This is a genomic window from Tepidibacter hydrothermalis (assembly GCF_029542625.1).
Lineage (GTDB): Bacteria > Bacillota > Clostridia > Peptostreptococcales > Peptostreptococcaceae > Tepidibacter_A > Tepidibacter_A hydrothermalis.
In genome coordinates this window covers 2,795,083-2,819,164 of sequence record NZ_CP120733.1, presented here as the reverse complement: position 1 = coordinate 2,819,164, position 24,082 = coordinate 2,795,083, and the positions used below count along the sequence as shown (strand labels likewise).

General features: G+C 29.6%; 27 protein-coding genes. 24 read left to right on the top strand and 3 right to left on the bottom strand.

The genetic code is table 11. From position 1 onward, the window contains the following. Nucleotides 1–9: 9 nt before the first annotated feature. From P4S50_RS13365 to gndA, 3 genes are read left to right on the top strand one after another with little or no spacing between them, the layout of a single operon-like run. The gene (locus P4S50_RS13365; protein ID WP_331489609.1) at nucleotides 10–1,089 is read left to right on the top strand and encodes an ABC transporter ATP-binding protein; all 1,080 of its coding nucleotides are present in this window, start codon (nucleotides 10–12) and stop codon (nucleotides 1,087–1,089) included. A gap of 41 nt (nucleotides 1,090–1,130) precedes the next feature. Continuing rightward, nucleotides 1,131–2,183: an extracellular solute-binding protein gene (locus P4S50_RS13360; protein ID WP_277731296.1), complete on the top strand. Its 1,053-nt coding sequence runs from the start codon at nucleotides 1,131–1,133 to the stop codon at nucleotides 2,181–2,183. Nucleotides 2,184–2,222: 39 nt separating this feature from the next. Then, nucleotides 2,223–3,641 carry an NADP-dependent phosphogluconate dehydrogenase gene (gndA, locus tag P4S50_RS13355; protein ID WP_277731295.1) on the top strand — a complete coding sequence of 473 codons (1,419 nt, stop codon included), beginning with the start codon at nucleotides 2,223–2,225 and terminating at the stop codon, nucleotides 3,639–3,641. Between the two features lie 115 nt (nucleotides 3,642–3,756). On the opposite strand, the gene P4S50_RS13350 is transcribed toward gndA, so the two are convergent. Continuing rightward, the gene (locus P4S50_RS13350) at nucleotides 3,757–3,996 is read right to left on the bottom strand and encodes a DUF2164 domain-containing protein (RefSeq protein ID WP_277731294.1); all 240 of its coding nucleotides are present in this window, start codon (nucleotides 3,994–3,996) and stop codon (nucleotides 3,757–3,759) included. Between the two features lie 19 nt (nucleotides 3,997–4,015). Next, complete coding sequence (locus P4S50_RS13345) at nucleotides 4,016–4,657, bottom strand: pentapeptide repeat-containing protein (protein ID WP_277731293.1); 642 nt, start codon at nucleotides 4,655–4,657, stop codon at nucleotides 4,016–4,018. Nucleotides 4,658–4,911: 254 nt separating this feature from the next. Here P4S50_RS13345 and P4S50_RS13340 point away from each other — a divergent pair, with 254 nt between their 5' ends. The 20 genes from P4S50_RS13340 (at nucleotide 4,912) to P4S50_RS13245 (ending at nucleotide 21,638) form a co-directional block, all read left to right on the top strand. Further along, nucleotides 4,912–5,541 carry an FMN-dependent NADH-azoreductase gene (locus tag P4S50_RS13340; protein ID WP_277731292.1) on the top strand — a complete coding sequence of 210 codons (630 nt, stop codon included), beginning with the start codon at nucleotides 4,912–4,914 and terminating at the stop codon, nucleotides 5,539–5,541. A 294-nt stretch (nucleotides 5,542–5,835) separates the two neighbouring features. Next, nucleotides 5,836–6,132: a SunI/YnzG family protein gene (locus P4S50_RS13335; protein ID WP_277731291.1), complete on the top strand. Its 297-nt coding sequence runs from the start codon at nucleotides 5,836–5,838 to the stop codon at nucleotides 6,130–6,132. Nucleotides 6,133–6,538: 406 nt separating this feature from the next. Further along, nucleotides 6,539–7,240 (top strand): hypothetical protein, encoded by a 702-nt coding sequence (locus P4S50_RS13330; protein ID WP_277731290.1) that lies wholly within the window; start codon nucleotides 6,539–6,541, stop codon nucleotides 7,238–7,240. Between the two features lie 469 nt (nucleotides 7,241–7,709). Next, nucleotides 7,710–8,384, top strand: coding sequence for a Crp/Fnr family transcriptional regulator (locus tag P4S50_RS13325; protein ID WP_277731289.1), 675 nt, complete (start codon nucleotides 7,710–7,712; stop codon nucleotides 8,382–8,384). 33 nt (nucleotides 8,385–8,417) lie between these two features. After that, nucleotides 8,418–9,437, top strand: coding sequence for a BMP family lipoprotein (locus tag P4S50_RS13320; protein ID WP_277731288.1), 1,020 nt, complete (start codon nucleotides 8,418–8,420; stop codon nucleotides 9,435–9,437). Between the two features lie 80 nt (nucleotides 9,438–9,517). Beyond that, entirely contained in the window at nucleotides 9,518–11,038 is a 1,521-nt protein-coding gene (locus tag P4S50_RS13315; RefSeq protein ID WP_277731287.1) for an ABC transporter ATP-binding protein, read from the top strand. A 13-nt stretch (nucleotides 11,039–11,051) separates the two neighbouring features. Next, a complete protein-coding gene (locus tag P4S50_RS13310; RefSeq protein ID WP_277731286.1) occupies nucleotides 11,052–12,113 on the top strand; it encodes an ABC transporter permease in 1,062 nt (353 codons plus the stop codon). Further along, nucleotides 12,113–13,018: an ABC transporter permease gene (locus tag P4S50_RS13305; protein WP_277731285.1), complete on the top strand. Its 906-nt coding sequence runs from the start codon at nucleotides 12,113–12,115 to the stop codon at nucleotides 13,016–13,018. Before P4S50_RS13310 ends, P4S50_RS13305 begins: the two co-directional genes overlap by 1 nt. A gap of 1 nt (nucleotide 13,019) precedes the next feature. Next, nucleotides 13,020–14,342 carry a dihydrolipoyl dehydrogenase family protein gene (locus tag P4S50_RS13300; protein WP_277731284.1) on the top strand — a complete coding sequence of 441 codons (1,323 nt, stop codon included), beginning with the start codon at nucleotides 13,020–13,022 and terminating at the stop codon, nucleotides 14,340–14,342. Then, nucleotides 14,342–15,079 carry a nucleoside phosphorylase gene (locus tag P4S50_RS13295; protein ID WP_277731283.1) on the top strand — a complete coding sequence of 246 codons (738 nt, stop codon included), beginning with the start codon at nucleotides 14,342–14,344 and terminating at the stop codon, nucleotides 15,077–15,079. Before P4S50_RS13300 ends, P4S50_RS13295 begins: the two co-directional genes overlap by 1 nt. A 109-nt stretch (nucleotides 15,080–15,188) precedes the next feature. After that, complete coding sequence (locus P4S50_RS13290) at nucleotides 15,189–15,500, top strand: ArsR/SmtB family transcription factor (protein WP_277731282.1); 312 nt, start codon at nucleotides 15,189–15,191, stop codon at nucleotides 15,498–15,500. Nucleotide 15,501: 1 nt separating this feature from the next. Continuing rightward, a complete protein-coding gene (locus tag P4S50_RS13285; protein ID WP_277731281.1) occupies nucleotides 15,502–16,494 on the top strand; it encodes a permease in 993 nt (330 codons plus the stop codon). 25 nt (nucleotides 16,495–16,519) lie between these two features. Next, nucleotides 16,520–16,750 (top strand): thioredoxin family protein, encoded by a 231-nt coding sequence (locus P4S50_RS13280; RefSeq protein WP_277731280.1) that lies wholly within the window; start codon nucleotides 16,520–16,522, stop codon nucleotides 16,748–16,750. 572 nt (nucleotides 16,751–17,322) lie between these two features. Continuing rightward, nucleotides 17,323–18,024, top strand: a complete 702-nt coding sequence (locus P4S50_RS13275; RefSeq protein ID WP_277731279.1) for a TVP38/TMEM64 family protein — start codon at nucleotides 17,323–17,325, stop codon at nucleotides 18,022–18,024. Next, the gene (locus tag P4S50_RS13270; RefSeq protein WP_277731278.1) at nucleotides 18,021–18,836 is read left to right on the top strand and encodes a sulfurtransferase; all 816 of its coding nucleotides are present in this window, start codon (nucleotides 18,021–18,023) and stop codon (nucleotides 18,834–18,836) included. Before P4S50_RS13275 ends, P4S50_RS13270 begins: the two co-directional genes overlap by 4 nt. A gap of 243 nt (nucleotides 18,837–19,079) precedes the next feature. Continuing rightward, nucleotides 19,080–19,751 (top strand): TVP38/TMEM64 family protein, encoded by a 672-nt coding sequence (locus tag P4S50_RS13265; protein ID WP_277734739.1) that lies wholly within the window; start codon nucleotides 19,080–19,082, stop codon nucleotides 19,749–19,751. Nucleotides 19,752–19,823: 72 nt separating this feature from the next. Beyond that, a complete protein-coding gene (locus P4S50_RS13260) occupies nucleotides 19,824–20,069 on the top strand; it encodes a DUF1292 domain-containing protein (RefSeq protein ID WP_277731277.1) in 246 nt (81 codons plus the stop codon). Nucleotides 20,070–20,084: 15 nt separating this feature from the next. Beyond that, nucleotides 20,085–20,495: a DUF6762 family protein gene (locus P4S50_RS13255; protein ID WP_277731276.1), complete on the top strand. Its 411-nt coding sequence runs from the start codon at nucleotides 20,085–20,087 to the stop codon at nucleotides 20,493–20,495. 154 nt (nucleotides 20,496–20,649) lie between these two features. Then, nucleotides 20,650–20,973 (top strand): YbjQ family protein, encoded by a 324-nt coding sequence (locus P4S50_RS13250; RefSeq protein ID WP_277731275.1) that lies wholly within the window; start codon nucleotides 20,650–20,652, stop codon nucleotides 20,971–20,973. Between the two features lie 71 nt (nucleotides 20,974–21,044). Beyond that, nucleotides 21,045–21,638 (top strand): GNAT family N-acetyltransferase, encoded by a 594-nt coding sequence (locus tag P4S50_RS13245; protein ID WP_277731274.1) that lies wholly within the window; start codon nucleotides 21,045–21,047, stop codon nucleotides 21,636–21,638. Here P4S50_RS13245 and P4S50_RS13240 read toward each other — a convergent pair. Beyond that, nucleotides 21,613–23,013, bottom strand: a complete 1,401-nt coding sequence (locus tag P4S50_RS13240) for a glycosyl hydrolase family 18 protein (protein WP_277731273.1) — start codon at nucleotides 23,011–23,013, stop codon at nucleotides 21,613–21,615. The two genes, P4S50_RS13245 and P4S50_RS13240, sit on opposite strands and share 26 nt — an antisense overlap. 234 nt (nucleotides 23,014–23,247) lie before the next feature. Between P4S50_RS13240 and P4S50_RS13235 the strand changes: the two genes are divergently transcribed. Next, entirely contained in the window at nucleotides 23,248–24,078 is an 831-nt protein-coding gene (locus P4S50_RS13235; RefSeq protein WP_277731272.1) for a flagellin N-terminal helical domain-containing protein, read from the top strand. The last annotated feature ends 4 nt before the right edge of the window (nucleotides 24,079–24,082 follow it).

Here is a 24,082-nt window from a genome sequence, read left to right as displayed (position 1 = left end):
GTATCTATAATGAGAGAATCAAAGAGTGTTTTATTAGAGAATATTGTTAAAGAATACATTAGTCAAGAAAATAAAAGTGTATTTACTGCAGTTAATAACATATCTCTAAAAATAGAAGCAGGAGATTTTGTAACACTTCTTGGACCTTCCGGCTGTGGTAAGACAACAACTTTAAGAATGATTGCAGGTTTTGAAGAAGTGACTAGTGGAAACATATATTTAGGTAATGATAATGTGAATGAAGTTACCCCTGATAAAAGGGATACGACTATGGTATTTCAAAGCTATGCGCTTTTTCCACACTATACAATATATGACAACATTGCATATGGTTTAAAGATTAAAAAGATGAACAAAGATGAAATTAAGAAAAAAACGGAAAAAATATTGGATTTAGTTGGTCTAAATGGAATGGAAAATAGATATCCTAATCAGTTATCAGGAGGACAACAGCAACGAGTTGCACTTGCTAGAGCTTTAGTAATGGAGCCAGGGGTACTATTATTTGATGAGCCATTATCAAATCTTGATGCTAAGTTAAGAGTTGTTATGAGAAATGAAATTAGAAGAATTCAAAAGACCTTAGGACTTACAAGCGTTTATGTAACTCATGATCAAGCAGAGGCTATGAGTCTATCAGATAAAATAATTATTATGAACAAAGGAAATATTGAACAGATAGGAACACCTACAGAAATTTATCAACAGCCAGCATCAGAATTTGTAGCAGATTTTATAGGAGTTGCAAACTTTGTAGATGGAGTGATTGATCATATAGGTAAAGACTTTTTAGATGTAACAATGCTTGGACAATCAATAAAACTTCCACTAAAGGGAAACAAGCCTAGATGCGAAGGTGACAAAATTAGATTAGTAATAAGACCAGAGGCTATAACTATAGGTCATGAAGGTGATTATGATGGGTTGGTTGAAAGTTCTATGTTTATGGGTTCAGTTCAAGATTATACAGTAAGAGTAGATAATGAAATACTTAAAATAGAAGACTCAAATCCTATAAGTAAAACAGTTTTCAATATAGGTGAAAAAGTTAAAGTATCTCTAAAGGAAGAGAGCATTCATATTTTATAAAGCTAAGTTTAATTCAAATATAAAATTAGGGGGAGATTTATATGAAAAAGTGGAGTAAATTTTTATCTATGTGCATGGTAGCAGTAATGTGTATGTCATTGCTAGCAGGATGCGGAACAAGTAATTCAGAGGAAACATCTAGTGAGACAAGTAAAGAAACACCAAAAGAATTAACTATGTATATTGGTGTAGTTGAGCAACAAGCTTTAGTAATAGCAAAGGAATTTGAAAAAGAAACTGGAATCAAAGTTAATTTTGTAAGAATGAGTGGCGGAGAAACTATGGGTAGAATTAGGGCAGAAAAAGATAACCCTAAAGCAAGTGTTTGGTATGGTGGTCCTGCAGATTCATTCATAGCCGCAAAAAAAGAAGGATTACTTTATAAATATGCATCACCAAATGCAGAAATTATACCAGATCAATTTAAAGATAAAGAAGGATATTGGACAGGAATTTACCAAGGATATCTTGGATTTGTATGTGATGGAAGATATTTTGAAGAAAATAATTTAGAGTTACCAACTTCATGGGATGATTTATTAAAACCTGAGTTTAAAGGACGTATTGTAGTTGCTAATCCAGGATCATCAGGAACTGCATATACTTTATTATCTACGATGGTTCAATTAAGAGGAGAAGAAGCTGCTCTTGAATACATGGCAAAATTAGATAAGCAAATAAAACAATATACAAAATCAGGATCAGCACCTGCTAAAAATGCTGCGTTAGGTGAAGCTGCAATCGGAATTACTTTTATTCATAATGGAATAAGACATATGGAAGAAGGGTTTAGTAATATTAAATTATCAGTACCTACAGAAGGAACTGGTTATGAAGTAGGATCAGTAGCTATATTAAATGGAGCACCAGAATTAGAAGCGGCTAAGATATTTGTAGATTGGGCATTAACAAAAAAATGTCAAGAATTTGGTCAACAAAATGGTTCTTATCAATTCTTAACAAATCCAAATGCAAATCCACCAGAAAAAGCTTTACCATTCAAAGATACTAAGCTTATAAACTATGATTTAGAATGGTCTGGTGAAAATAGAAATAGATTAGTAGAAGCATGGAGTGAAGCTATTAAAAAATAATAGTTCGATTAGTAACTAGTTATAGTAGGAGTGAAAAAAATGGGTATTTCAGATATAGGATTATTTGGTTTAGGTGTGATGGGTCAAAGTCTTGCTTTGAATATTGCTAACCATAATTATACTGTTTCTGCGTATAATATAAAATCAAATAGTACAAAAGAGTTTATTGATGGAAAAGGGAATAACTATACTAATATTATTCCAACATATTCTATTGAAGAATTTATAAATTCATTGAAGAAACCTCGCAAGATATTTTTAATGATTAAAGCAGGAAAACCAGTGGATGATACAATTGACATATTAACACCTTATATGGACAAGGGAGACATTATTATAGATGGAGGAAATTCATTCTTTAAAGATACAATAAGAAGAAGTAATAGACTTGAAGAATTAGGAATGAATTATCTAGGAGTAGGAGTTTCTGGTGGAGAAGAAGGTGCATTAAAAGGACCTAGCATCATGCCTGGAGGTACTAAAGAAGCTTGGGAAGCTTGTAAGGAAATACTAATAGATATTTCTGCAAAGGTAAATAATAATGAAGCTTGTTGTAGTTATATAGGTAAAGATGGTTCGGGTCATTATGTTAAGATGGTACATAATGGAATAGAATATGCTGATATGCAACTTATAGCAGAATCTTATTATCTAATGAAGAATTTACTTAATATGTCTGAAGAAGAAATGAAAGAAGTATTTGAAAAATGGAATGATGGAGAATTACAGTCTTATCTAATTGAAATAACAGCAGATATATTAGGGAAAAAGGATAAAGAAACAAATAAACCTATGCTAGATGTTATACTAGATATTGCAGGACAAAAGGGGACAGGCAAGTGGACTTCTAAAGAAGCACTTGATTTAGGTGTTTGTACCCCAAGTATAACAGAGGCTGTATTTGCAAGAGGAATATCAACTATTAAAGAAGAGAGAGTTGAGGCTTCGAAGAAACTTAATGGACCTAAAAAAAATATTAAAATAGATAAAAAACAATTTATTGAGGATATAAGAAAAGCTCTTTATGCTTCAAAAATGTGTGCCTATACGCAAGGTTTTACCCTTTTAAGAGAAGCTTCAAAGGAGCATGGATGGGAACTAAATTATGGAGAAATAGCAATGCTTTGGAGACGTGGGTGTATTATTCGAGCTAAATTTTTAGATAGAATAAAGGATGCCTATGTAAGAAATCCTAAAATAAATAATTTATTGTTAGATCCTTATTTTATGGAGCAAATAAATGAAGCACAAGATGCTTGGAGAAGAATAGTAAGTACTGCTGCATTAAGTGGAATAGCAGTTCCTGGTTTTAGTTCTTCTTTAAATTATTACGATGCGTATAGAAGTGAAAATTTGTCTACCAATATGATACAGGCTCAAAGAGATTATTTTGGAGCACATACTTATAAAAGAAATGATAGAGACGGTATCTTTCATACGGATTGGATGAATATTTAATATAATAATATAAAACATAAAGCCTCAAAAAGTAGATTTTTTAATTTGCCTACTTGTTGAGGCTTGTTTTGATATATAATAACCTTCTGTCAAAAAAATATAAGAATTAGTATCTCTAATATTTATCTACTGTTATATCTAAAGCATACAATTCTTCTATTTTTTCTTCCATTAAATGATATGAATCTATAATTCCTTGATTATAAAACATAGGCCCTATTTTTTTCATAATAAAATCTAGAAATAGTTCAGCACCTAACCTTCCGATATCTTCTTCTTTTTCTTCAAAAAAATATATTTGAATATCATCTATAATTTTACTCTTAATTTCATCTGTTAATTTAATTTTACTCATAATTATCAACCTTTCTAAATTATATTTTAATATTAAGACCTAAAAGATTTGAAAATGAAACTACTTGTATAGGAGAAACAGTAGCCCCGTTTAAATCTTCTATTCGTATTCCTATTCCTTCAATTTCACAACTGCTTAAATCAATCCCTTTTAGTTTTGTTCCTGACATTTGAACATGCTGTAAATTACAATTTAAAAAGTTAAATTTAGTAAATTTAGATTCTTGAAAATCAGCATTATGTAGTAAACAATTTTTAAAACTAACATGTTTGCAGTGTGAAAATCTAAAAAAAGCATATTGACCATTACAGTCCTCGAATATTACATTTTGTAGAGTTGATTCGCTTAGATTTATACCCATAATCTTGCAATTTATAATTTCTACTCTATGTATAATAGCACCACTAAAATCTACATTAGATAAATCGCAATTTTCAAATCTAACATCGGTTAAGTCAACAGACCTAAAAGATGTTTGTTTAAAATCAACATTTCTAAATACAATTTGTTCAAAATTCACATGTGATGCTGTTTGGTTTTCAATACAGCAATCGTAAATGATTTTATTGCAAAAACAATCATCATTTTGAATATTGTTATCGAAGTATTTAAATTTTTCTAATTCCTTTGGTATTTTAGGAGATAGAATTGTATAATTCATCTTTATTTCCTCCTTTGTATTAGCCTCTAAATTTCAAATCTAATAAATTTTTAAATAAATTAGGCATTATTTTACAAGATTATTTTATACTGTATAGTTACTATAAGGTCAAGATGATATTTTGTTTATAAAAATTGTTTATTACTATATTAGTAAATAAATATTGATTCCATATATTACAAAAAAAGAAATGTAATTAAATCAGATTTTTTTGGGTAAAAAATATATAAGATAAAGTGAAAGGAATGATTTTAATGAGTAAAATTTTATATATTACTGCAAATCCAAAATCTGAAGAAAACTCATTTAGCTTATCGGCTGGAAGTGAGTTTATTAATTTATATAAAGAACAAAATCCTAATGATGAGATAGTAGAAATAGATGTATATAATTCAGATATACCGTTAATAGATAAAGATGTATTAAGTGGATGGAATAAAATTCAAAGTGGAAGTGAATTTACAAGTCTAAGTGATGAAGAACAAAGAAAAGTTTCAAGAATAAATGAACTTACAGATGAATTTATAAATGCTGATAAGTATATATTTGTAACTCCACTTTGGAATTTTTCATTACCACCTATGATGAAGGCGTATATAGATACTATATGTATAGCTGGTAAGACTTTTAAATATACTGAAAATGGTTCAGTTGGGTTACTAAACAATAAAAAGGCTTTACATATACAAGCCATGGGTGGGATGTATGAACAAGCCGTTTCTAATAATATAGAATTTGGAAATACTTATATGAAAGCTATAATACCATTTCTAGGAGTAGAAGATGTATCTTCTATATTAATTGATGGAACTAGTATATTATCAAAAGACCAAGTACAATCTAGTTTATATGAAGAAATTAAAAAAATGGCTAACTCTTTTTAATATATTAAAAGAGTATAAATAAAGCTTATTAAAATATTTAATATTTTAATAAGCTTTATTTTAGTGAGCTACTTATATAGAAATAGTTATATTACATAAATATATTTCAAATAATATACATAAAATAAACTTATCATATTTTACATATAAAAGTGAATATAATTTATGGAAAAATATTCTAATATAGTGTATAATAAAAGTGTGTTAAAAAAATAACCACTATGTAAGAAAGAGGTGTTTATCATTTATACCATTATAACTATTTTGATTGTATGTATTATTATATGTTATTTTATGGTTTTTTTAAACACAAGATACGAAGTTGTAAATAATAAACTAGTGATAAAATATGCGTTCTCAAAATTGATAATACCAATAGAAGATATAAGAGAAATATCAGAATCTACTTATTATGCATGTCAAGACAATGTTAATTACAGTATAGGAATGCAAAATGGGCAACCAGATAGAATAATAATAAAAACAAAAGATAATAAATCCTACTTCATAAGTCTTAACGGTTCTCATTTATTAGTAAGTGAAATAAGAAAAATCAAGCCGGATATTAACATACAAGGAATATTCATATAAAAACTGCTTAGCTAAGCAGTTTTTTTGTTTTGTGGATAACTTAGTGAAAAGACTAAATTTGCAAGTGTTTTTGAGCAACGGAGCCTGGAAGGATCGTTGGCGACATGAGTCACCGCGTTAGCGAGTAGACGAATTTTTTTATTTAATAAAGATAATGCTTGCATTATGAAGATAATAAACTAAGTATAGGTGAAAGTTGTAATATCACCTTATGAGATTTTTTACGTATTATATAAGAGATGAAGTAAAACTTAATTCAGATGGAGTCTTACTCCAACTGAATTTTTAGTTGCGTAAGTGCCCTAGGGATAAACTAATCCATAAGCCGTAGAGTTCTTATATCTAGTGTTAAGAGGGTTGAGCCTTAGAACTCTTAGCTTTGGAATAAAATTTTGGAGGTGATTTTATGTTTTTTAATCCACTTATGATATTGAAAAGTTATGAAAATTCATATAGACAAGATCAGAAAAATATAGATTATATAATTAAAGGAATAGAAAATGATTTTCCTAATATGTACAATCAAGGAATGAACAACAATATTGTTACATCTTTACTAAGATTTATTGTTAATTATGTACAAGACAATCGCTATAAATATAAAGGTACAAAAGAAGAAAAAGCGGATTATTTATTAAAGGACCTGAATAAAGAACATTCATGGCTGTTTTTTATATTGAGTATTTATGGAATAGAATATAAAAAGATATATAGATTTTTAAAAAGAATAATAATATTAATTTTATCGTATACTGAAAAACCAACTCCTGTGTACGATATTCAAAAGGAAATTAGAAGAATAACAAATATAATCAGAGACACAACAAACATATTTAATAGATTAGAAAAGCTTGGAGTACCACGAAATGAAGTAAGAAGTATAGTAAGAAGAGTAGTTGCCTTTACTTTAAGAAGTATTGATATATATAATCCACCTCTAGATATACAACAAACTTCTCAACAAATTTTAAGAAATTTAATAAGATCAAATACAGGTGTTATTAGAGATATAAGATATTATGGAATTACAATTCCTGAAGTCAGACCTATTTTAAGAAGAATCATAAGAATAACATTAAGAAATATTAGTTATAAGAACAAATATTAGTATTAAAGGGTGTCTTAAAATAGAAATTAATTTCTATTTTGAGACATCCTATTTTTATATACTAAGGTATTATAATTTTTTGTTTTGTGGATAATTTATTGAAAAAGCTACACTTGCAACTATTTTTAAGCAACGGAGACCATTAGGGATCATTGCCGACATGAGTTACCGCGTAAGTGAGTAGACGAATTTTTTAGTTTAATAGTGTAATTTAAAAATTTGAATAAATAACTTAAATATAATTTTATAATGATACTTTTTAAACTTTATTTAAAAGGGTATTAGGATATAATATAATGAAATAGCTATGAAAGGATATGAAAATTTTTAAAAAATATAAATAATATAACATAAAGGAATATTGTATACATCATATGGTATAAATTTCTTTAATAGTGTATAATAAATGGGACATATGTCCTTCAAAAACGAAAAACGACAAATTATAATGAAGTTAGGAGGAATTTAATTGAAAGAGATATTGAATAAGGATTATCCAATATTCAAACTTATATTAAATTCACATAGTGATACTTTAGAAAAATGGGAAGTCCTGAAATATGAGCAGGGAAGTATAATATGTAAGTTCAATGATGTATATGAATATTTTTATGTAATAGTTAGTGGAAGTGTAAATGTATATCATACTTCGGAAAAAGGGAAAACGTATTCTCAATCTATATATAAGGAAGGAAGTTATTTTGGTGAATTAGAAATATTTGAAAGCCTACCTTATATATGCGAAATAAAAAGTATAACAGATGTTACACTGATTAGAATGAAGAAATCAGATTTTATTGAATGGATTGAAAAAGATAATAATATTACTTTATATCTTTTAAAAAGCTTATGTAAAATAAGTTATGATTTATCTAAGAAAGCAATAGAAGATACTTTGTATTCTTTAAAGTTTAGAATCTGTGATTATCTAATAACAGCTTATGAAAAAAGAGAGAAGAAGAAATTAAATAATTTTTATGTGAGTAAGAACCAGTTAAGCGAGCAGTTTGTGGTTACAAAGAGGAGTATTAATAGGATATTAAAAGAATTAAGTGACAAAGGCTATATAAATGTAGATAGATATAAAATACAGATAATAGATATAGACTCGCTTATATATGAAAGAGAAGAACAAAGATTTTAGGCCTAAGGGCTAATATAAAAGGAGGAAAATAAATTGAAAAAGAAATTATTAGGAATTTTAAGTATGACTTTAGTATTAGTAATGTTCTTAGTTGGTTGTGGATCAAAAACGACTCAAGAAAGCAATAATGAAAGTGGAACAAGTGAAGGTGGATTAAAGGTTGGATTAGTAGTTGCTGGTGGTCTAGGAGATAGATCGTTCTATGACTCAAGTAATGAAGGATTAAAGATGGCAATAGAAAAATTAGGAGCAACAGGTAAGGTATTAGAATGTAAAAATGATGCAACATTATATACTGATCAATTAATTCAAGCTTCAAACATAAGTGATGTAGTAGTTGTTGTTGGATTTGAATTTTATGATGTAATACAAGAAGTTGCAAAAGAATTCCCAAATAAGAAATATATATATATAGATAATGTAATAGAAGGTGTAGACAATATAGCATGTATTGATTATAAAGAAAATGAAGGTTCTTTCTTAGCTGGAGCATTAGCTGCTATGAAGACTGAAACTGGAAAGATTGGAATGGTAGGAGGTATGGATATACCTGTTATAAGAAACTTCCAAGTAGGTTATGAAGCTGGAGCTAAATATGTAAATAAGGACATTAAAGTTGAAACTATATTTGCTGGAGATTTTGAAGATCCTGCAAAAGGTAAAGAAAGTGCACTTGCTCTTTATTCTAAAGGTGTTGATATAATATTCCAAGTTGCTGGTAAGACTGGAGAAGGAGTATTTGAAGCTGCTAAAGATTCTAATAAGTTTGCAATAGGTGTGGATTCAGACCAAAGATACATAAACCCAGATAACATAATGGCTAGTATGGTTAAGGGTGTAGACTTATCTATATTTGAATCTTTACAAAAAATTCAAAACAATGAATTTGAAGCTGGTAAGGTATACGAGTATGGAGCTAAGGAAAATGGAGTATCTATGTCTTATGGAACAGATGATATGGTTAAATTAGTAGATGATGAGACTAAGGCTAAGATAGATGATTTAACTAAGAAGATTATAGCTGGAGAAATAGAAGTACCAGAAGCTAAATAATTGAAAATCTTTAAAAATGAAAAAGAAGAAGATTATCTTCTTCTTTTTTTAACCAATAAATAGAAAAGAGAGGCCAACGTATGAGCAATGAAATTATAAAACTTGTAGGAGTTACAAAGAGATTTCCTGGAGTTCTTGCAAATGATAATATATCTCTTGATGTTAAAAAAGGTGAGATATATGCACTTGTAGGTGAAAACGGAGCTGGTAAATCTACTCTTATGAAAACTATGTATGGTCTTCATAGACCAACTGAAGGTCAAGTTTTTATAAAGGGAGAAGAGATAAAGGAATTTAGTCCATCAACTGCTATACAAAAAGGTATAGGTATGGTTCATCAACATTTCATGTTAATACCATCATTTACTATAGCGGAAAATATTGTTTTGGGTAATGAGATAAAAAAGAATAGTGTTTTTTTAGATAAAGAAAAAGCTAGTGAAGCTATAAGAGGTTTATCTAAAGAGTACGGTCTTGAGGTAGATCCTAATATAAAAATCGAAGATTCATCAGTTGGAGTGCAACAAAGAGTAGAGATATTAAAAACCTTGTATAAGGGAGCGGATATTTTAATATTAGATGAACCAACTGCTGTACTTACTCCTCAAGAAACTAAAGAGTTATTTGTGGTTATAAAAAAGCTAGTTAAAGAAAAAGATATGACAGTTATAATAATAACTCATAAGCTAAATGAGGTTATAGAAATATCGGATAGAGTAGGAGTTATGAGAGCAGGAAAGTTAATAGGAGTAGAAGAGACTAAGAACGTAACTGAGAAAAAACTTGCTGAGATGATGGTTGGAAGAGAAGTCTTATTTGAAAATATAGAGAAAAAACAATACTCTGGAGATACATTGATAAGTGTAGATAACCTATGGGTTAAAGATAATAGAGGATTTGACGCACTAAAAGGAGTTAACCTTTCTATAAAAGCTGGAGAAATATTAGGAGTTGCTGGTATTGAAGGAAATGGACAAAGTGAACTTATAGAAGCTCTAGCGGGTATGAGAAAAGTAGAAAAAGGTGTTGTAACTATAAATAGCGTAGATGCTTCAAATTTATCTCCTAGAAAAATAAGAAATTTAGGAGTTGCACATATTCCAGAGGATAGACTTACTACTGGAATGAGCAAGGATTCTTCTATAGAGGACAATATTCTAATGGGAAAACAACACGATGAAGAGTTTGCAGTTAAAGGAACACATTTGAAAAGAGATAGTATAAAGGAATATGCTAAGAAACTAATAGAAAAGTTTGATGTAAGAACTGCCTCTGAAGAAGTGAGAATAGGCTCTTTATCGGGTGGAAATATGCAAAAGGTTGTAATTGCAAGAGAGTTTTCATTTGATACTTCTATACTTTTAATATCTCAGCCTACTAGGGGAGTAGATATAGGAGCTATAGAGTTTATACATGAACAAATTATAAAGAAGAGAAATGAAGGTTGTGCAATTATATTAGTATCTGCAGAGTTAGATGAGATATTTAGATTATCAGATAGAATAATAAGTATCTATGATGGAGAAATAACTGGAGAATTTAAGAGTACAGAAATAACTAAGCAGGATATAGGATACTACATGACAGGAAATAGAAATTAGGAAGGTGTTAACTATGAAAGGGAGAAAGAAGTTTGATTTTGAATATATAGGTTCTCTTTTACTTGCAATAACTTTGGCTTTATTGCTTGGGGCATTAATAATGCTTTTAAATGGGAAGAATCCAGCGATGGGATATTTTGCGCTACTACAAGGAGCTTTAGGATCAAAGTATGCCATGGCTAGTACACTAGCAAAGACTGTTCCATTAATACTTACAGGACTTGCTACTGCAATATCGTTTAGAAGTGGAATATTCAATATAGGTGGAGAAGGGCAGCTGTACTTAGGAGCATTTGCAGCAGCTTATGTAGGTTTTACATTCACTAATTTACCTGTTATAGTTGCTGTAATTGCAGCTATTATAGCATCGGCTTTAGCTGGAGGATTTTATGCTTATGTACCTGCACTACTTAAGGTTAAATATAATATAGATGAAGTTATAACTACTATAATGTTTAACAGTATAGCAATGCTTTTTACTAACTATTTAGTTAACTATCCATTCCAAGCTCAACAAGGGAAAATGGGTGGAACAGATATGATAGCCGAGGCTTACAAGTTTCCAAAGCTTGTAGCTATGAGTAAGCTTAACACAAGCATATTCTACACTATGATAATAGCTATTTTAGTTTACTATATGGTAAAAAAGACTTCATATGGATATAACTTTAAAATAGTTGGAGAAAACAGTGTGTTCTCTAAATATGCAGGTCTTAACAATAAAAAATACATGATTCTTGCTATGATTTTATCAGGAGCTTTATGTGGTATTGCAGGAGCTTTTGAAGTATATGGAACTCACTATAGATTCTTACAGAATATATCAAAGGGGTTAGCCTTTGATGGTATGCTTGTATCTTTAATAGTTAAGAACAATCCAGTAGGGATAGTTATAATGTCAATATTCTTTGCAGTATTAAAGACAGGATCTAACACTATGGAACTTACAACAGGAGTACCATCAGAGCTTATACTAGTTATTCAATCTGTTATCATACTATTTATAGCAGGAGAAAATGGATTTAAACAAATTATAAAAAGAAGAAGTATGAATAAAGGAAAGTTGGTGAAATAATGAAGGACATATTTGATTTAGCACTTTTTCAAAATACTATAAGAACAGCCACACCTCTTATATTAGCAGCTCTTGGAGGACTTCTTACAATGCATGCTGGAATACTTAATATAGGAATGGAAGGTATGATTTTATTAGGTGCTTTCTTTGGAGTGTTGGGAAGTTACTTCTTTTCATCATCGTTAATGGGAGTATTACTTGCTGTAATATCTGGAGTAGCAATTGGTGCTTTATTCGGATTTTTCGTAATAGAGTTAAAATCTGATGAGTTTATAATAGGTATAGCTATAAATATATTTGCAGGTGGTCTTACTGTATTCTTATTGAGAAGTATATTTGGAGTTAAAGGAGCTTTTTCATCACCAGATATAGTACCTCTTCCAGATGTACACATTCCTTTTTTAGATAAAATAGAGTTTTTAGATAAGATATTTAATAATCACTCTATACTAGTTTATGTTAGTTGGATATTAGTTGCACTTGTATATATACTACTTTATAAAACTCCTTATGGTTATTGGATAAGAGGAGTTGGAGAGCATGAAGAAGCATTAGAAACAGCTGGTATAAATCCTAAAAAGGTTAAGTATGTATCTTCTATATTATGTGGAATGTTCTGTGGTTTAGCAGGAGCACATTTATCACTTGGATACTTAACTTTATTTACTGAGAACATGAGTGCTGGTAAAGGTTTCATAGCTCTTGCTGCTATAATATTTGGAAGTTCAAATCCTATAAAGGTATACGGAGCATCGTTGTTATTCGGATTCTTTGATGCTTTAGGTATAAGAGTTCAATCTCTTGGAATACCATCTCAATTTACACAGATGATACCGTATTTAGCTACTGTAATAGTATTATTTGGAGTTGCACAAAAGAAATTAATTAAAGGAAAGGCTGATTAATATGAGATATGATGCAGTTGTTATAGGCTCGGGAGCTGCTGGAATATACTTTTCATTAAGTTGTGCAAACAAAGGTAAGAAAGTAGCTATAATAGAAAAGGACGAATTAGGAGGAACTGCTTTTGCAACTGGATGCCTTCCTGTTAAAAGGTTTATGGACAAAATAAAGGATATGAAAAAGGCTGAAGTTTTGCAAAAACAGGGACTTATAAATATTAATAATGATAAAGAGTTATTATACAAGGCTTGCAAGAGCTCTATGGATAATATAGAAAATTTTATAATTGATAAATTAGATAGTGAATATATAGATGTTTATAGAGGCTGTGCAAGTATACAAAGTAAAAACACAGTTAAAGTAAATGAAGATATATTGAATACGGATAATATAATAATAGCTTCTGGAACTAATGCTTGCAGCCTTAAAGGATCGTGTGAAATAGATGAAGATATCATAATGAGTCACAAAGGAATAATTAATATGAAAGATCTTTGTGATGAACTTACTATAATAGGTGGCAATGTAGAAGGTATAGAATTTGCATCTTTATTTAGCGAGTTAGGTGTTAAGGTAACTGTTATAGAAAGAGAATCTGAGATATTAAGTGGAAATGATTTTGACTTGATAGACAATATAAAAGAAAGACTTGTATCTAATAATGTAAACTTTATGTTAGATGAAGAAGTAGTAAGTATAGAAAAAAATGAAGAAATGGCATATATAAAGCTTAAAAGTGGAAAGAAAATAGAAACTTCTAAGGTGCTTGTAACAGGTATAAGAAAACCAAATACACCAATTGGAGCTTCTGAAATAGGGGTTACTACTGAAGGTGGATACGTTAAAGTAGATAATAATCTAAGAACTAGTGTTGATAATATATATGCAATAGGAGATATAAATGGACTTCATGGAATGGCTCATATAGCTATACAACAAGGTATATTATTAGTTGATTATATATATGAGGGTAAGAATATAAGCTTTGATTATAACTCTCTACCTAGATGCATATTCACAATAAACGAACTTGCTGGAGCTGGACTTCAAGAAAGTCAATTAAGTAATTGCAGTGTAGATAAGATATACTTTAATGAAACTTTTAGAGGATTTGATAGTGATAATGATGGGTTTATAAAAATTATTACAAAGGATCACTATATAAAAGGTGTTTGGATAAATAGTATTGATGCAGGTTCTTTGATTGGAAATATAGGAATTTGGATTGATAAAAATATAAGTATTGATGATATAAAAAGAAGCTTATTCATAAACCCTACATTATCAGAGAGTTTAATAGAGTTAGCAGTAAGAGGGGTGAAATAATGATTCAACCGCATATACAATGTGAAAAAGTAAGTAAAATGGTATTATTACCTGGAGATCCTAAAAGAGTAGACAAGGTTATGACTTTTTTAGACGACGCAAAGGTTATAGCGAATAATAGAGAGTTTAAAAGTGCAATTGGTAAATATAAAGGAATGGATATAACTATAACTTCAACGGGTATAGGTGGAGCATCAGCGTGTATTGCTATGGAAGAGCTTATCAGTTGTGGAGCTGAGTACTTTGTTAGAATAGGAAGCGCAGGAGCTGCACAAGAAAATATAAAAATAGGTGATCTTATAATATCAATGGCATCTGTTAGAGAAGACGGAGCATCTAGTATGTATATAGATAAAAGCTACCCAGCGGTAGCAAACTATGAAATATTAGAGGCTCTAAAGAAAAAAGCAGAAGAGTTAAAATATGATCATCATGTAGGAATAACTAGAAGTCATGATTCTTTTTATATAGATAATGAGATTGAACTTATGCAGTATTGGAATAAAAAGAATGTACTAGGCTCTGATATGGAAACAGCAACACTTTATGCAATAGGAGCTTTAAGAGGTGTTAAGGTTGGTTCTATACTTAACAACGTTGTTCTTTATAATAACGATGTTAAAGATGGAGTTAATGAATATGTAAATGAACAGGATTTAGCTCAAAGAGGAGAGGAAAGAGAGATTATATTAGCTCTTGAGGCTTTATATGAGATACATAAAAAAGATTTAGCTTAATAAGCTAAATCTTTTTTTGATTTTATATTGACAAAATATATACAATTGCGTACTATATAAGTATATTAGAAAATACTTATATAGTTAATTTACAAATAGGGGGTATATTATGGACTTAGAGAACATGCAAGTTAAGGTATTAAAGGCTATGGCCCATCCTATAAGGCTTAAGATAATAAAGAAGCTTGGAGATCAGAAACTTTGTGTATGTGAGCTTAATAAAGATGTAGAGTTTACTCAATCTAACTTATCTCAGCATCTTAAGATATTAAAGGATGCTGGAATACTAGAGAGTGAAAAAAATGGTCTTTGGATGCACTATAGGGTAAAAAATAAAGAAATACTTGATGTAATAAACATTGTAGAAAAGGTTATAAGTGATAATGTAAAAAATCTAAATCAAGAGTTAGGGGGACAATAATATGGATTTTATCAACAATATACTTCAATTTACTTGGCTTAATAATTTAGTAAGACTTTTAGTTGAGAATGTATTTGGCATTTCTATGGAAACCAGATTAGGAGGAAGTGTTCATTTCTTTATATATGATACTATAAAGATAGTAATACTTCTTGGAATAATGATATTTATAATATCTTATATAAGAAGTTATTTTTCTCCAGAGAAAACTAAGAAGATATTAGAAAGATTTGGAGGTATATCTGGAAATATAATGGCTTCACTTTTAGGTATTGTTACTCCGTTTTGTTCATGTTCATCAGTTCCGCTATTTATAGGCTTTGTTGAAGCTGGAATACCTATAGGTGTTACTTTTTCTTTTTTAATAACATCTCCAATAGTAAATGAGGCGGCTTTTGCAATACTGTTAGCTTCATTTGGATGGAAAATAGCTGTTGTATATGTTATAACAGGAGTTGTAGTTGGAGTAGTTGGAGGTATATTAATAGGAAGTCTTCATTTAGAAGATCAAGTAGAGGAATACGTGTATCAAATAAAAATGGGAGATTCTGAAATAGAAGAACTAGATAGAAAACAGAGAATAGATTTTGCGATTCAAAATGTCAAAGATATAATAAAAAGAGTTTGGATATACTTAATAATAGGAATTGGTATAGGGGCAGTGATACATGGATGGGCACCTGCCGAGATACTTAGTAAGTATGCAGGACCTGACAATCCTTTAGCTGTAATTGTAGCAGTTGTTGTTGCAATTCCTCTTTATTCTAATGCACTAGGAACTATACCTATAGCAGAGGCATTGATAATGAAGGGTGTAGGTATTGGTACGGCACTAGCATTTATGATGGCTACAACTGCCTTGTCACTTCCTGAGATGATACTTCTTAGAAAGGTAATAAAACCTAAGTTAATAGCAGTATTTGTAGCTATAACAGGGGTTAGTATAATATTGGTAGGATATATGTTTAATGCTATAGCGCATTTGCTTATATAATAAATAATATAAAGGAGGAGTTAATATGCATATTAAGATATTAGGTGGAGGATGTAAAAACTGTGAGGTATTATATGAAAATACTAAGCAGGCTCTTGAAGAGTTAGGAATTGAGGCAACTATGGAAAAGGTAACTGATTTTGTTGAAATAGCTAAGTATGGAGTTATGAAGACACCAGCTCTTGTTGTAGATGAGAAGGTTAAGATATCAGGAAGAGTTGTTAAGGCTGATGAAATAAAGAAGGTTCTTAAATAGATTTGTATAAATTAAAAAAAGATGCCTATTAAAATGTGACTTGGTCGATGTTTTAATAGGCATCTTTTATTGTTGCTTCTATACTCACAAAAACAAAAGCTAGATTATGTTGGTTATCAAAACTGTCTATGAAAATACCGCGAATCTGACGATATTTTGAATATAACTAAGACTTTATCTTATTAATAATCCTAAAATTTACGAACTCCCTACGGTTAGACACATAAATTTTTAAACGGACTATTAAACAATAAAATCTAAGTTATATTAGTCAAAATATCTAAAAGTATTCACTAACATTTTCATAGACAGTTTTAATGTGAATATCGTATTTTATGAGAGAATAGGGAGAGTACATTTGTACTAAATTTAAGGAACTAAGACAAAAAATATAATATGTGTATTTATTGATTGAGTAAAAAAATAAGCTTATTGAAATAGTGCTATTTCAATAAGCTTATTTTAATATAGAAATAATCTATAATAAGCCCTTTTAATATAAAATTTATTAATTAGACAAAAATAGACATTGAATGATATCTTTTAAATAGAAGAGGATTAGGAGGATTAATATGAGCGAATTTATAAAAAATAATAAAATAAAAATATCAGTTATATTAGTTATTATATGTATGTATTTGTTTATACCGTCAATTAAAGTAAATGTAAATCAAGCTGTATTTATTTTGAGTAATGTAAATGTTGATATGGCTAGAGAGTACATATTATCATTTGGGATATGGGCACCTATTGTATCTTTCTTACTTATGATTTTACAATCAATAGCAGCACCTCTTCCCGCGTTTATTATTACATTTGCTAATGCTGGGCTGTTTGGATGGATTAAAGGAGCTATTCTTTCTTGGTCTAGTGCCATGGCAGGAGCTGCACTTTGTTTTTATATAGCAAGATTTTTAGGAAGAAGTGCAGTAGAAAAACTTACATCTAAAACAGCACTGAAAAGTGTAGATGAATTCTTTGAAAAGTATGGAAAATATGCGATTTTAATTGCTAGATTACTTCCATTTATATCATTTGATATTGTAAGTTATGCAGCAGGGCTTACATCTATGAGTTTTGGATCTTTCTTTATAGCTACAGGACTTGGACAGCTTCCTGCTACGATTATTTATTCATATATAGGCGGTATGCTTACAGGGACTGCAAAGACTTTTGTATTTGGATTATTATGCTTGTTTTCATTGAGTATATTAATAGCACTAATTAAGAAAGTTTGGGATGACAAAAAAGACAAGGAGGGAAAGAATAATTGAAATCGAAAAGAATAACTCTTTTATTAATGAGTATTGTTTTTATAATTGTTTTATCTGGATGCTCTAAAAATAATACAACAGTAAAAAAAGAAGAATTTGATGCTTCTATTTATGCAAATAATGATTACTTAATTACACCGAATCAGTTAAAAGATTTATTAGGAAGTGAAGAATTAGTACTTCTTGATTGTAATAAGCCTGATATGTATAAAAAGCAACATATTCCTGGAGCTATAAGCATAGGTCTTCATGCATTTTCAGATAAAACAGGAAAACCAGGTGATCCAGGTTGGGGAACACTTGTACAAAAGGAAGAATTAGCATCGAGATTAGAAGCATTAGGAATAGATAATGATAAAACAGTAGTATTTTACTCAAATGTATTTAAAGGTCCAGGAGCTGATGGAAGAGCTGTTTGGCAGTTAAAGCAAGCTGGTATGGATAATGTAAAACTTCTAGTTGGAGGGCTTTCCTATTGGAATGATCTAGGTTATGAAACTACTAATGAAGTATCAGAACCTATTCCAACTTCAAATGTAGTTCTTAAAGATTATGATGAAAGTTATAGTGCAACAAAAGAATATATACATGAAAATTTAGGAAAACAAGTAGTAATAGATGTTAGAACAGAAGGAGAATATAAAGGATCTCAAAAAGTAGGAGAGCCAAGAGGAGGTCATATAACAGGAGCCAAGCATATGCTGTGGACAGATCTTTTAAATGAAGATGGAACGCCTAAATCTTCAGATGATATAAAAACTATCATGGCAGATATGGGAGTAACTCCTGAAGATGACTTTACAGTATACTGAACTATGGGTATAAGATCTGGATATACATCTATGATCCTCAGAGCCGTTGGCTTTGATAAAGTTAGAAATTATGAAGCTTCAATATATGAATGGGGCGGAGATTTCGACATGCCTATGGAAAAATAAAAATTCATAAATAGATATTTACGGATAAAAAGGGTTGTTCTTATTATAGGGCAATCCTTTAATCTATAAGAGTGTATAGTTGCAAGTATTGTAGGGAGTTGATTTGATTTGAATAAAGTGAGTATAGATTCAAGAAAAAGAATAATAATAGGAGTTGTATTACTTATCATCATTATTAGCATGAAGTTTCTAGGTGTATTTGAATATATAAGTATAGATAATGCATATAAAATAAAAAATTACATACATAAATTAGGAATTTTAGGACCAATAATATATATTATATTCTTTGTTATAGGATGTGTTGTATTCATACCTGCACCGCCAATGGCTATAATTGCTGGGATGGCTTTTGGACCTATTAATGGATCGATATACACTTGTATAGCGGCACTTATAAGTGATGCATCGGCTTTTTTAATAGCTAGATATATCGCTAAAGATATTGTTCAAAATAAAATCAAAACAAACAAATCGCTTTCAAAAATAGACAACTTAGTTAAAAATCATGGATGGAGAATATTAATTATAACAAGATTGGTTCCGGGGTTTCCGTATATGCTGCAAAGTTATGCGTATGGAATAACGAATATCAAATTTAAATCATATATTTTAGCTTCTTGGATATTGACTATGCCTGGGATAATAGCATTTACACTAGTAGGAGGATCTATAAATTCTTATCAAAATATGGATAAAATCTTTATTTGCCTCGGAATATGTGCTGTATTAATTACTATTTTATCTTTGATTCCAAAACTTTTAAAGAAAAAATATGATTTGATATAATGTGAAACATATTTACAATTGAATCTGTAAAAGATATAATCAAAATATTGATATATGAGAGGAGATTATAAAATGTCAAAAGAAAGAGTAGCATTTTTAGATGAAGAGGGAAATAAGGTAGAGTTTAAAATAGTTGAGAAGATTAACATAGAAGAAGATAAATATGTACTTCTTGCTAGAGAAGAAGAAGAAGAAGGAGATGCATATGTCTACAAAATAGTTGAAGAAGATGGAGTAGAACAATATGTTGCAGTAGATGATGATGATGAATTTGAAAAAGTGTTAGAAGAATACAATTCTTACTTTGACGAAGAATAAAAAAGAGGTGAGAAAATGGAGTCTTTTGCTTTAATACTTATGCAAAAAAATAAAGAAACACTTGAGATAGAAAAGGAAATAGGAAGTTATACTATAGGGAGTAATTTAGATTTAATAAATGGAATTTACATGACTTGTGAAGATGAAAAGAATATAGTTCATCTTAAATTAACTACTGAAAAAGATGTTGAAGACTGGGAATTTTCCGCTATACTAGATTACTACGATGATGAAGTTTTAAATGAGTTAATACTATCTGTAAAAGAAATAGAAGATGCTTATAATCCAACTTGGGAAGTTGATTTTGAATTTGTAGATTCTCAAGATGGTATGCAATCTAAAATAGAATCAATACTTGATAAGCATAAAAAAGAATTAGATGAGGTTTATGCTGAAATAAAAGATAAAGAAGAAGAATATAAATAAAGACTGTCTAATGACAGTCTTTATTTATATTGATTTTAAGATAATTTAATATAAGTTTAAGGTTATTTTAAGAATTAGAATATATTATATAATTAAACAATGACATTTGAAATATAATATATAAGTTTAAATATAATATAGAGGAGAGGATCTTATGGTAATCGTAAGTACGACTAATACAGTAGAAGGAAAAAAAATTAAAGAATACAAAGGAATTGTATTTGGAGAGGTTATAACAGGCGTTAATATAGTTAAGGACTTTATGGCAGGAGTTAGAGATATATTCGGAGGAAGATCTCAGTCTTATGAAAATGAACTTGTAAAAGCTAGAGAAGGTGCATTAAGTGAAATGCAAAAGAGAGCAAGTCAAATGGGAGCAGATGCTGTAGTTGGAGTAGATGTAGACTATGAAGTATTAGGTCAAGCGGGAAGCATGATGATGGTTACTATATCTGGAACAGCAGTTACATTTGAATAAAATTAAAATTCAACCCCCTTACATAAAATTGGTACTAAGTGGTACAATAACTATGTAAGGGGGTTTTTATAATGAAAGAATTGATTTTAAAAGAAGATTATTCAAAGGGAAATTTAAAATATGTATACAATGATTTATATTCTCAGTTTGAGAAAAACGAATTAAAGGATAAAGAGCAGTTTGATATGCTATTCAAGGGCGAAAATTATAAACTTTTATTATGCTATGATGAAAGTGATTTAATAGGGTATATTATAGTTTATATAGATTTTAAGACTAACTTGATGTGGTTGGATTATCTAGCTGTATTAGAGGAGTATCATTCTAGAGGTTATGGTAAGAAAATGATTGAAACATTGAAAGAAAAATACAAAAATTTAGATGGGTGTATGCTAGAGGTTGAAAAAGAAGATGATAAAGACATAAATACGTATAGAAGAATAAAGTTTTATGAAAACCTAGGTTGTATGAGGCTTAATATTGATTATATGCTTCCTACAAAAGAATCAGGCCTTAGTATGCATCTATATTACCTTCCTTTTGGAAAAGAGATAATAAAAATGACTAAGGCCCTGAGTATTATTAAATCAGTGCACAACACTATTCATTCTGATATAACTCATGTAGCTGAAATATTTGCTAAGATTGAGGAGTCGCTATTATAGTCCTACTAGATTCGTGCCAAGTAGTTTTATAGTTAAAGCTTTCAAATACATATCTTAATGGTATATAAGTTCTACCATTTTTTATTATAGCTTTTGTATCCATTTGAATCTTTTGTCTGTCTAGGTATATATAATCTTTGTCTATTGGAATTCTTAAATCACTATCACCTTTAGTTGCATGGACTATACGATCTGAATTATTGTAGGATAAAGTTACACCTATTGCTTCTAGAGCTTTTCTAACAGGAACTAAAGTACGGCTATTTTCATCTATAAATGGAACTCCTAGATTGTCATTTTCATCAAATGTCAATTCGTGATCATCAACAACAAAGTATATTTTTTTATTTCTTTCATCAGAACTAAGATTTGATGTCTCATTTATGACATCATCAATATTTTTAACAAGGCTTAGCTCGTCTAGAGTATCTTCGTTTACATCAAATAACATAACTCCAGATGCCTTATTTAGAGCAAGTCTTGTTTTTTCTTTAACTGTGTTTATGCCATTGTAATAGTAGGTTATACCATCTATTGTAGCTTTATCTTTATATGCATTTTCTCTATCTTCTTTTACAAAATCTCTATAGACTTTCCAAGTTGGATTAGTAGGATGAGCATAAAAAGGAATACCTATTACTATTTTTTCCTTAGGAACACCTCGATTCAACCAGTATTCTATAGATGTATCTGCAAACCAAAAAGGGCTATGTTGTTCATTATTCATATCATAAGCCATTATACTTATCCAGTCAAAACTTTCTAAACATTTAGGCGTTACAGCTTTAGATACTTGTGGGCCTTCTTCTTTTGACCAGGCACCATTAAGTGCTGCTGTTAGATACTTATTTTTTTCTTTTAATTTAGAATTAAGTTCTAAAACCAGTTTTTCATAGTTTAAAGAAGATTGTCCAAGGTCAGGGTATTCCCAATCTATTTCAACTCCATCTAAGTTATATTCATCTACAAATTTAATTATATTATTTACTAGATTTTCTCTTAATTCATTTGATGCAGCTATTTTTTCAAATCTAGTATCTAGTGGAGCGTAAGCCTCATCAAACCATCCACCAACAGCTATCAATACTTTTACATTGTTTTCATGACCTTTTTTTACTAGCTTTTTAAGTTCATCAGGCTTTTTTATTGGAACTAGAGAACCATCTTCCTTTGGTATTAAAAAAGCGTATATTATATGAGTTACTTTATCATATTGAATATTCGTTTCAACAGGATCTTTAAATATGTCTGAGCAGTATGCAACTACTTTAAAATCATCTTTATCTTGTGCAAATATGTAATTTGGGTAAAAAGATACGTTTAATATGCAGATTAACGAAAGGATTACACAAGAAAATTTTTTGAAAATATTCATTTTACATTTACCTCCAAATTTAGTTTATCCAAAAGCTAAAGTTCTAATGGATTGATTTTGACTTTATATACAATGAAAATTATATCATATACATTAAAAGTAAATATTACAAAAGAATTACAAAAATAAAGTTTTATAAATTTATTGGATTTATGGTAAAAATTCCTAAAAAAACAAGGCTAATCGTACGATATATATAGTATTAACTTATATATCAAGAAGGAAGGAAATATTATGGTAGGTTTTAGTTCTGTAGGAATGAGAATGATAAATCATATGAATTATTTAAATTCTAGAAATTCTGTTTTAATGGAAAGATTATGTACTGGAAAAAGAATAAATAGAGCAGCTGATGATCCGGCAGGACTTGCTATTTCTGAAAAAATGAAGGCACAAATAAGAGGCCTTAGTATGGCTCAAAGAAATGTTCAAGATGGAATTTCGATGATACAAACAGCAGAAGGAGCAATGAGTGAAGTTCATAATATGCTTCAAAGAATGAATGAATTAGCAGTTCAGGCATCAAATGGTACATATAAAGATGAAGATAGAGAAAATCTAGATTTGGAATTTCAGCAATTAAAAGATGCAATCACAGAAATATCAAAAGGTACAGAGTTTAATAATAAAAAACTTATTGATGGGTCTCAAAAAAGTGATGGAATTACATTACAGGTGGGTCCGAATTCTGGAAATTCTTTAAAAGTAAAAATTGGTGATTTATCAGAATTAGGACTTGATATTGATGGAATTGATATATCAAATCAACAAAATGCACAAGATGCAATAAAAAAAGTTAAAACAGCTGTTAGTAGTGTATCTAGAGAAAGATCTTATTTAGGGGCTATGCAAAATAGACTTGAGCATACATTAAATAATTTAGGAACATATGAAGAAAACCTAACATCAGCATACAGTCGAATAACTGATGCTGATATGGCTAAAACTATGATGGAATATACAAAAAATCAAATACTAATGCAGGTTTCTCAAGCTATGCTTGCTCAACACATGAAAATGGAGAGAGAAAGGATGTTGGGATTACTTAGAGTTTTAGATGTTTAAAACA